Below are 9,831 nucleotides of genomic sequence, written 5' to 3'. Positions count from 1 at the left end.
TCCTCTCCCAGGCGATTCTCGCCTCAGGTCAGGTGTCCGGGAAACCGGGTCAGGCTCCGGGTGTGTCCAACCCCGTTAGCGGACTGACCGCTACCCGACCGTTCTCGGGCCGACGAACGCCGGTGGTACTGAGGGGGCGCTTTGTGCCGTCGGTACGGGTAGCTGAACCCCGCGACCGCGGCGGCCCTCGGGACACATCGCGAAGCAGGGCGGCGACCGCGCACATCTGGCGGCGCGACGCGCGGTACCTCATTCAGTGGCACGCCACCTACCCCACGGCCATGACGGCGTCTACAGTCCGTTCGTGAGCGTCGAGAACTTTCGACGCCTGGTGCCCCTACGGACCCCGACCGTCCCGAGCCGAGGTCCGCTTGCTCTCACCCCACTGGACTTCTGCGCCCGTTCCGCCCGCGTCGGGTGAGGTCTGGGCGTGGGACGTCGGGTCGGTCGCCGACCTGCCGGCCATCCGCAGACAGCTCCGGACCCGCCTCAACGCTGACGGCGGGCTGCCAGATGCGAACTCCGCCGCCGCCGAGCGCGTCATCTTGGCCTTCGACGAGCTGGTCAGCAACGCCCTACGACACGGCCGGGGACCGGTGCACGCGCAGGTGACCGCCAGTGCGGACTGCTTCCTCCTCGACGTGAGCGACGCAGCCGTTGATCAGCCTCCGACGGCCGTGGACCGGGATCCCGCCTACGGCGGGATGGGACTGCATCTGGTGGCCGCGTACGCCGGATCGCACGGCTTCCACCTACGGGGCGTGCGCAAGCACGTGTGGGCGGCCTTGCCGGTCGAGCCCCAGCCGGATCCCGATCCGGTCCTGCCCCGCGCGCGGCTCCGCAAGACACCCCGCCTCGACTACTGAGCAGCTGGACGGCCACGCAATTGCATCCGGTGCCCGGTCGGTCAAACCGACCATCGGGCTAGGCACGTTCCGCTGGTGACGCCGACGGGCGCATGGAAGTGGTGACAGGAACTGGGGCGTGGCGGTCCGTCGTCCACAATGGACGAGACTCCGGACCTGCCCGGACGTGCCGGCGGAAGACGGGGGACATGGGCGACCACGAACATGGGGCGGCGGGCAAGGCAGCCGACCTCGTGGGTGCTCCCGCGGCCACCGACTGGGAGCTGCTGACCCTGGCGATCGAGGCGGCCGGGATCGGCACCTTCGACTGGGACCTGGTCACCGGCACGTTGGCGTGGGACGCCCGCCTCGACGAGCTGTTCGGCTACGCCGACGGTTCCTTCGACCAGACGTTCGAGGCGTTCACCGCGCGGCTGCATCCCGACGACGTCGGCTCGGTCGGCGCGCTGCTGGAGGGGGCGATCGAGGCGGTGGGCGAGTACGCCGCGGAGTACCGCGTGCTGCTGCCCGGCGGGGAACAGCGGTGGGTCGCCGCCAGCGGGCGCGCGATCGCCGGCGAGACCGGCAGGGCGGTCCGCCTCCTGGGTGCGGCGTGGGACATCTCGGCCCGCCGCCAGGCCCAGGACCGCCTCGCTGAGCTGGTGGAGTCGATGGCGGTCGGGTTCATCGCGATGGACGAGGGATGGGTGCTGACGCACCTCAACGCCGAAGCTGAACGGATCACCAGCATGCCGCGGGCGGAGCTACTCGGGCGGACGCTGTGGGAGGCGTTCCCGGCCACCGCCGGCACCGCGTTCGAGGCCAACTACCGCCGTGCCGCCGACACCGGCCAGCCGGTCACCTTCGAGGCCCACTACCCCGAACCGCTCAACATCTGGGTCGAGGTCCGCGCCGTTCCTAGCAGCGACGGGCTGGCGCTGTACTTCATCGACATCACTGCCCGCCGTCGGGAACGGGAGCTGGCTGAGCGTGCCGCCGAGCGCGAACGGCTGCTGTCCCGTATCGCCGAGGAGCTGTCGGCCACCTTGGACGCCGACGAGGCCGCCCGCCGGCTGACCCGGCTGGTCGTGCCCGCCATCGCCGACTGGTGCATCGTCACCCTCATCCACGACGAGCAGGCCAGCGGCGACCGGCGTGCGCTGCGCAAGGTGACGTCCTGGCACCACGATCCCGAACTGCGTCCCGCCGTGGACGCCTACGCCCAGACCCGGCTGGGCGCCCTGCGCGACGACGCCCTGTTCGTGCGGGCGATGGCCACCGGGCAGCTGCAGCTGCTGGCGGAGAACGCGACCGCGCAGGCCGAGCCGATGATGCGGCCTGGCCCGGTGCGCGACCTGGTGCGGCAGCTGGCACCGGAGTCGGTCGCCGTCCTCCCGCTGCCCGGCCGGGACGGCCCGGTCGGGCTGCTCACCCTCTGCACGGGTGCCGACCGGGGCGCCTTCACCCAGGCCGATCTGGTCACCGCCCGCCACGTCGCCGCCCGCGCCGGCGTCGTCTTGGACAACGCCCGCCTGTACCGGCAGCAGCGAAGCCGGGCCGAAGGCTTCCAGCGGTCACTGCTGACCCCGCCGCCGGCGCCCGATCACCTGCAGATCGTGGTCCGGTACTCACCGGCGGCGCAGGCCGCCGAAGTCGGCGGGGACTGGTACGACGCGTTCCTGCAGCCCTCGGGTGACACGGTGCTGGTCATCGGCGACGTCGTCGGTCACGACGTGCGGGCCGCCGCGGCGATGGGCCAGGCGCGCACCATCGTGCGAGCCCTGGCCGCCCGGGCCTGGGACGGTCCCGCCGTGGTCCTCACCGAGGTCGAGCGGGTGATGCAGACGCTGCAGACGGAGATTCTCACGACCGCGGTCGTAGCGCGCGTGGAGCAGACGCCCGAGGAGAAGGCCGCTGGGCTGACCCGGCTGCGCTGGTCGAACGCCGGCCACCCACCGCCGATGGCGATCACTCCCGACGGGCAGGTGCACGTGCTCGACGGTGGCCTACCGGACCGTCTGCTCGGGGTCACCCCCGACGCACCGCGCCGGGAGTCGGAGGTGACCCTGCCGCGGGGCAGCGTCGTGCTGCTCTACACCGACGGGCTGGTCGAGAGCCGGCACGAGGACATCGACCACGGCCTGCAGCGGCTACAGACCGTCCTCGGCGAGCTGGCCGGCGCCGACCTCGACACCCTGTGCGACGAGGTGCTCGGCCGCATGCTGCCGACCAACCCCGGCGACGACGTAGCCCTCATCGCCGTCCATCTGCACCCGCAGGACCGACCCAGGCCGACCCAGGCCGGCCCGAACCGAGTGCCACCGAACGTCCCCGCGGACTGACCCACACCGTCCGCCACCTGACCCTGACTTGTCCGGCGGAACACCCGAGCCCGAACCGCTGCCGGGACGGTGGGTGTCAACGTTGGCGGGCGCGCTCGTCCGGCAACGCTGCCGGGGCTACGCCCGGAGGAAGTGTGCGCCGGCAGCGGCTGGGCGGCAAGCGACGAGCCAGAGCCACACAACCGGTAGTCCCGGCGCGCGAGGACCTCACGACCGCCCGGGACTCTGGCCGCTCCTCCCAGTGAACCGGGATCGCGCCAGATGACAACGACTACCCGAGCGGCTGGCCTGGTCAGACCCCAACCCTCCCCACCGCCGGGCCCGGCACGCGCCAACAACGGGGTCGCCTCACCAACGGTGCGCTCAATATCGCACTGGACCAGAAACACGCGTTTCTGGGCCGCACTCAACTCAATGGAGTATCTGGTGCATTCGCGCAGGTCGAGGCACGGTGAACCGGCCGAGAACCGGTGCCCGAAATCAACGGCCCAGATCTGCCGGCGTCTGACGTTCGTGGGCCGCTCCCGCCAGCCTGCGGGCGTGAGCATGATCGGCTACGCCGGGTGTCCACCCTCAAGCAGGACCCAGCTCTGCAGCACGACGCGCTCACCGCCGCCCCTGCAGGTCAGCCGCGTTTGCGGGTGTAGAGCCGTGCGCCGTAGGCATGCGCGGTCGCGGCGGTCAACAGGTCCATCGCTCGGGCACGAGGTCGACGATCGGGAGCGACGACTGCGGCGGTGAGCTGCCCGTAGCTGGCCGCCACCGCTTCGTCCACGGCAGGGCGTCGAACCGCCCTTGGAGGACGGACAGCCGCCGCAGCCGCTCGGCTCGCACCGCAGGGAGCACACTGAAGTGCAGCTCGGCCAGCGTGCGGCGCGGACGGCCAGCTCGCAGCAAGTGGGCCGACGTCCCGGGCGGTGACGACGCTGGTGTCCAGGACAGCCCTCAGCGCGGCACTCGAGAGTCGATGCGGTTGCGGTCCTGCAGCTCGCGGAGTCCGACAGCACCCACAACGTAGGACTCGGGCCACCGACTGCCAGTGCCGCCGGAGTCCGCGCGCGGCATGGATCAGGCGAGGACGGTGCGGAAGTGCTCGATCGTGCGCTCCAGGCCCTCGCGCAGCTCCACCGTCGGCGCCCAGCCCAGCGACTCCCGGGCCCGGGTGATGTCCGGCTGCCGGCGGGTCGGGTCGTCCACCGGCAGCGGCCGGCGGTCCAGCCCCGAGGCGGAGCCGGTGAGCTCCACGACCAGGTCGGCGAGCTCCCGGATGGTGAACTCGCCGGGATTGCCCAGGTTGATCGGCCCGGTCACCTCACGCGGGCTCTCCATCATCGTCACCAGGCCGTCGATGATGTCGTCGACGTAGCAGAACGACCGGGTCTGCGCCCCGTCCCCGTAGACGGTCAGCGGCTCGCCGTTCAGCGCGGAGACCACGAAGTTGGAGACCACCCGGCCGTCCTGCGGGTGCATCCGCGGGCCGTAGGTGTTGAACAGCCGGACCACCTTGATCTCCAGCTCGTGCTGCCGCCAGTAGTCGAAGAACAGGGTCTCCGCGGCCCGCTTGCCCTCGTCGTAGCAGGCCCGCGGGCCGATCGGGTTGACCCGGCCCCAGTAGTCCTCGGTCTGCGGGTGCACCTCGGGGTCGCCATAGACCTCCGACGTGGAGGTGAGCAGGATCCGCGCCTTCGTCCGCTTGGCCAGGCCGAGGGCGTTGATCGAGCCGTGCACCGCCGTCTTGGTGGTCTGCACCGGGTCGCGCTGGTAGTGGATCGGCGAGGCGGGGCAGGCCAGGTGGTAGATCTCGTCGACCTCCACGTACAGCGGGAACGTGACGTCGTGCCGCATCAGCTCGAACCGCGGGTGTCCGAGCAGGTGGGCGACGTTGGACTTCGTGGACGAGTAGAAGTTGTCCACGCACAGGACGTCGTGCCCGAGGTCGATCAGCCGGTCGCACAGGTGCGAGCCGATGAAGCCGGCACCCCCGGTGACCATGACCCGCTTGCTCTCCGGCACCCGACGTCCTCCTGTTGCTCAGCTCCAGCCGCCGGCGCGCGCACGCAGGGCCGCCGAGATGCTCCCACGCCGGACGGGGAGCAGCCCCCGGGCCAGGTGGCTCGAAGGCCACCAGCCGTCAGCCACGACTCCGTCCAGCGACATAACGGGCCTTATCGGCGGGAGGTCATCGCCGTCTCGATTCACCAGCTTTCAAGGGAAGTCATCCCGTAATCTCTCCAGCGCGCATGGCGCCGAAGGCATCCAAGTTCTTAGCCCGCTCTTGGCTGATCAGCCGCCACGCCAACTCGCAAACCCATCGAGCTCCCCCGGTGCGCCCGAGAAGTGCATCTGCGTCGTAGTCACCATCGCCGAGGCCAGCCGCTCTAGCCAGGAGCGAAAGGCCACCCTCGGCGTCGGCCGCAGCTCCCTGGTGCGCGCCCTGGCGCAAGCGCCCAACAGCCCGGCCGACCCAACAGACGCCGGCGTGGGGCCTGCGCAGTCCGCCCTCGAGCTACCAGGGCTCGACGATCGGCCGGACGAGCCGTCGCTCACGCCAGCACCAGAGATGCTGGCCGATCCCGAGTTCCAGCTACTGGGCCGAACAGTGCGTCGCGGCGGCGAGCCGCTGGAGGTATTCGCCTGGCCGGCCGGCTACTCCCCCGCCTGCCCGTCATGCGCTCATCCGACCACCGGGCTGGAGGAGCAGTACGCCCGCGTTGCCGGCATCCGGGACCTCGTCATCGTGCCGGTCGCCCAGCCGTGCGGCTGCCTCGTAGACCGCCACGTCGCCGAGTTGCACGCCAACGCCACGGTGGACACCGTCCGGGGGGGGGGCGGGTAGCTAAGTAGGTCGACGGACTGCGGGCTCGCCTCTACCGTCCGCTGGCGTGGACCGCTCGCAGATCTTCGACATCGCTCACCGGCGGCATCCGATCGCGGCACCGGTGGCCCCCGAGCGGCTGCGCGACCTGCTCAGCTGGCTGAGCCCACCCGCAAGTGGCGGCGCCGTCGACCTCGGCTGCGGCGAGGGCGAGTGGCTGCAGGAGCTGCTGCTCGCCCAGCCCGAGCTCACCGGTGTCGGCATCGACCACATGCTGCCGACCACCGCAGCCGAGCGCACCGCCCAGCGGGGACTGGACGACCGGGTGCGCTGGATCGAAGCCGATGCCTCAACGTGGAGCGACGGGCTCTTTGATGTCGTGTTGTGCGTCGGCGCCAGCCACGCCTTCGGCGGACTCGAGGACATGCTGACCGCCGTACGCCGGCACTTGCGCCCCGGCGGTCAGGCGCTGATCGGTGACACGATCTGGGAGGGCACCCCGTCCACGGCCGCCCTTACCGCGCTCGACGCCTCCCCCGAGGACTTCCCTAATCTTGCCGGTCTCGTGTGGGCCACCCGGGAGCACGGGTTCGAGCCGTCCTACGGGCACACCAGCACGCTGGCCGAATGGGACGACTACGAGTTCACCTGGACCGGCTCGGTCGTCGACTGGGCCCTACGGGAGGCCCCCACGACCGCCGACCGTGACCAGGCGCTGACCGTCGCACGCGAGCACCGCGACGCCTGGCTGGGCGGCTGGCGCCGTCAGCTGGGTTTCGCCACCCTCGTGCTGCACGACGTCTCCATCCCCTCGGCGGGGTAGTGCGCGATGCCGGACGGTGAGCATTCAGGGCGCTGACACCGCTCAACCGGTCAGAGCCATTGGAACGCAGGTCAGCTCAGGGCGGCCGACACCGGCCCTGAGCTGACGGCCTGCATCTGGTCAACAGACTCAGGTCAGGAAGCGACCGGCTCGACCAGCAGATCGCTGACCAGCTCGAGTGTCAGCTCGGGGAACCGTTCGACCACCGACTCCGACATCAACCTCTCCCCTTCGGGTTCGTCGAACACGCAGCGCTCCCTGGTGGGCGCATCGGGCCAGCGGGCGTAGGCGACCCACGTGCCGTCGGCCGCACGGTGCAGGCGTGACCCGAAGCTGCCGCAACTGGTGCCGATCGCGCGGGTCACCCGTTCCCAGCCGTCCCGGAACTGTTCCTCGCTGCCCGGCCGCAGCCGCCACCGGTAGAGCACCGCGAACATGTGTCCTCCTCGTCCAGCGACGCGCTGCGCGTCGCCCGGGACGACCCTCACATCTCAAGGGCGCTTGAGATCAAGCCCATCAGCCGTCAGGCTGCCGCGGTGCTGCTGACCATCGGAGAGCTGTCCCACCGGGCCGGACTGCCACCGGCGACCCTCCGCTACTACGAAGAGATCGGCCTCATCAGCAGCACCCGCTCAGCGGGCCGCCACCGCCGCTACCCGCGCTGGACGTTGCGCCGGCTCGCCGTCGTGACCGCCGGGCAGCGGGTCGGACTGCCCCTGGCCCGGATCCGGGAGTCCCTGGCCGATCTGCCCACCGACCGCGCGCCGAACAGCGCCGAATGGTCGGCGCTGTCCGCCTCGTGGCGCTCCCACGTCGACGCACGCATCGCAGAACTGACCACCCTCCGTGACAACCTGGACGGTTGCGTCGGGTGCGGCTGTCTCTCTCTCGACCGGTGCCCGCTCTACAACCCTGGCGACGAGGCAGCCGCCGAGGGCCCAGGTGCCCGCCTGCTCCGACAGGCACAGGCCCCCCGCGCGGCACCCAGCACACCTTGACCCTCGCCCGGGTACGGCTGCGGCCGTGACGCGCCGAGGACGCTCCCGCGGTGTTCGCCACTGCGGCCGGTCACCCCGGCCGATGGGCGATGACCACCAACTCACGGCCGGGGCGGTCGGGAGCATCCCGGACTTCGTCGACGATCAGCCCGGCACCGGTCACCGACTCCAGCAACTCTCCGCGGGTGCGGAACCGCAGCGTCGACTCCGAGCTCAGCACCGCCCCGTCGCCCAGCACCACCGTCTCCCGGAATGACACCAGCGGCTCGTGGACCTCGGTGACCTCCACCCAGCTCGTCACCGTGCCCATGTCCAGTACCTCTGCAGAGCTGGTGGTGCTGTCGCGGTTCCAGTCCTCCCATGCCCGGCGAGCCGGATCGCGGCTCTCGAACACCAGCCGGCCGCCCGGCCGCAGCGCCGACCGGACGGCTCGCAGCGTCAAGGTCCACTCCTCGTCGGTGAGGAACACCTGGGCGACGTTCGCCGTCATGGTCACCACATCCACCCGCAACGGTGGCAGCGATGAGGCATCGCCAAGCAGCCAGCGCACCCGGTCCGCGCCCGGCTTCTGGCGGGCGACGTCGAGCGAGGCTGCGGCAGGGTCGACGCTCACCACGTCGATGCCCCGCTCGGCCAGCAGGCAGGCGAACGTCCCCGTTCCGCACCCGACGTCCAGCACGCTGCGCGCGCCGAACTCCTCGACCAGCCCTGTGTAGAGATCCAGGTCCGAGCGATCGGGATCCAGCGGGTCGTAAAGGACCGCGAGCCTGGGATCCGAGTACAGCGCATCCACCACGGCGAGGACGCTAAAACGTGCCAGGCATGCGGTCGAGTGAGTTCTGCCCATCCCGGGGGCAGGCCTCCTCGACCACACTGCTCCCGGTTCCTGGGCGGGATTCCCAGGCCCGGCTCTTCTCCGAGCCGGACTCGCCCGTCGGCCTGCATACGAGAAGGTCAGGCTCACGCGTCAGCGGGCGCTTTCGCGGGTGATCACTTCCCAGGCGGGGGGCGGTCCGGGTGGGTCGCCGAGGACGAGCCGGGCGCACTGGCTGCCCTGGTCGCGCAACGACTGGGCGACGGTGGTCAGCCTGGGCGCGGTGGGCGAATCGTCCCACCCGGTGACAGCGAATCGGGAGGCGTCCAGAAACGGGGCATCCAGGGCACCAAGAGCGAGTTCATCGCTCATGGCCAACACGGTGTCGGTGGTCGAGGGGAGCTGATCGAGGGCGCGGGTGGCTTCGGCGCGGTCGTTGCGGGCGAGGATGAGGACTGGGGTGCTGGCCCAGTCGAGACCAGCGCTCCGGACGGCGTCGCGGTAGCCGGCCAGCCGGGCGCGGGTCACGGGGTAGGTCGCCGCCTGGGGATCTGGTCCGAGGAGCAGCTGGGGTCGACGGTCGCGGTTCAGGGGGAAGGAGACCACTGCCGGGGCGGTGGCGTTGCGCAGGCCGATGGCCGCCACGGCGGCCGCGGCGGCGCGGTCGTCGATGGCGACGAGGTGCAGTCCTTCGACCGCGGGCCCGCCGTGGACGACCGCGGGCAGCCCTGAGGCCCGGACGGCGGCGAGAACCGGGTCGTCGTCTGTGGTGGTCCAGACGATGAAGCCGTCAACGGCGGCCTGCTGCACCCGGCCGACGTCGCTCGCGCCCCCGGTGACCGGAATGAGGGTCAACCCCTGCCCGTGCTCGGCGCACACCTCGGCGACGCCGGCCAGGAAGACGGTGGCCTGCGGGTCCGCGAAGGCATAGGACAGCCGTTCACCCAGGACGACGCCGATGTTGCCGGTCCGCCCACGTCGGAGGTTGCGGGCGGCAGCGTTGGGGCCGGCATAGCCCAGCTCGTCGGCCGCCTCGAGGACCCTGCGCTGGGTGTCGGGGGCGACGCGGTCGGGCTTGTTGTAGACGTAGCTGACCGTCATCGCCGAGACCCCAGCCGCTTGCGCGACGTCGGGCATCGTCGGCTTGCGGGGCACGGCTGAAGCCTACACTCAGTGTGTGTAACGTTAAGATGG

General features: G+C 71.2%; 9 protein-coding genes. 4 read left to right on the top strand and 5 right to left on the bottom strand.

What is annotated here, in order from left to right; translation table 11 throughout:
• The first annotated feature begins 371 nt into the window (after positions 1 to 371).
• Complete coding sequence (locus IN07_RS11750) at positions 372 to 866, top strand: ATP-binding protein (RefSeq protein WP_036336017.1); 495 nt, start codon at positions 372 to 374, stop codon at positions 864 to 866.
• 188 nt (positions 867 to 1,054) lie between these two features.
• Positions 1,055 to 3,187 carry a SpoIIE family protein phosphatase gene (locus IN07_RS11745; protein ID WP_052091167.1) on the top strand — a complete coding sequence of 711 codons (2,133 nt, stop codon included), beginning with the start codon at positions 1,055 to 1,057 and terminating at the stop codon, positions 3,185 to 3,187.
• 1,068 nt (positions 3,188 to 4,255) lie between these two features.
• Here IN07_RS11745 and IN07_RS11740 read toward each other — a convergent pair.
• A complete protein-coding gene (locus IN07_RS11740) occupies positions 4,256 to 5,200 on the bottom strand; it encodes a UDP-glucuronic acid decarboxylase family protein (RefSeq protein ID WP_231558184.1) in 945 nt (314 codons plus the stop codon).
• Positions 5,201 to 5,852: 652 nt separating this feature from the next.
• On the bottom strand, positions 5,853 to 5,981 hold the full coding sequence (locus IN07_RS26680; protein ID WP_269429961.1) for a hypothetical protein: 129 nt from the start codon (positions 5,979 to 5,981) through the stop codon (positions 5,853 to 5,855).
• Positions 5,982 to 6,069: 88 nt separating this feature from the next.
• On the opposite strand from IN07_RS26680, the gene IN07_RS11730 reads away from it, so the two are divergent.
• A complete protein-coding gene (locus IN07_RS11730; RefSeq protein ID WP_036336013.1) occupies positions 6,070 to 6,825 on the top strand; it encodes a class I SAM-dependent methyltransferase in 756 nt (251 codons plus the stop codon).
• Between the two features lie 134 nt (positions 6,826 to 6,959).
• Here IN07_RS11730 and IN07_RS11725 read toward each other — a convergent pair whose 3' ends face one another.
• Positions 6,960 to 7,262 (bottom strand): hypothetical protein, encoded by a 303-nt coding sequence (locus IN07_RS11725; protein WP_036336011.1) that lies wholly within the window; start codon positions 7,260 to 7,262, stop codon positions 6,960 to 6,962.
• Positions 7,263 to 7,361: 99 nt separating this feature from the next.
• On the opposite strand from IN07_RS11725, the gene soxR reads away from it, so the two are divergent.
• A complete protein-coding gene (gene soxR, locus IN07_RS11720) occupies positions 7,362 to 7,823 on the top strand; it encodes a redox-sensitive transcriptional activator SoxR (protein ID WP_081975352.1) in 462 nt (153 codons plus the stop codon).
• A gap of 70 nt (positions 7,824 to 7,893) precedes the next feature.
• Here soxR and IN07_RS11715 read toward each other — a convergent pair whose 3' ends face one another.
• Positions 7,894 to 8,619, bottom strand: coding sequence for a class I SAM-dependent methyltransferase (locus IN07_RS11715; RefSeq protein ID WP_036336025.1), 726 nt, complete (start codon positions 8,617 to 8,619; stop codon positions 7,894 to 7,896).
• A 171-nt stretch (positions 8,620 to 8,790) separates the two neighbouring features.
• Entirely contained in the window at positions 8,791 to 9,792 is a 1,002-nt protein-coding gene (locus IN07_RS11710; RefSeq protein WP_197058444.1) for a LacI family DNA-binding transcriptional regulator, read from the bottom strand.
• Between the last annotated feature and the right edge of the window lie 39 nt (positions 9,793 to 9,831).

This window comes from Modestobacter caceresii, assembly GCF_000761485.1.
GTDB lineage: Bacteria > Actinomycetota > Actinomycetes > Mycobacteriales > Geodermatophilaceae > Modestobacter > Modestobacter caceresii.
This window is presented reverse-complemented; position numbering and strand designations above follow the sequence as displayed.

What these genes read in the sequence shown, in the direction of transcription:
- IN07_RS11745 (WP_052091167.1), top strand. Translation starts at nt 1,055, where the DNA reads ATGGGCGACCACGAACATGGGGCGGCGGGCAAGGCAGCCGACCTCGTG.
- IN07_RS11725 (WP_036336011.1), bottom strand. Translation starts at nt 7,262, where the DNA reads ATGTTCGCGGTGCTCTACCGGTGGCGGCTGCGGCCGGGCAGCGAGGAA.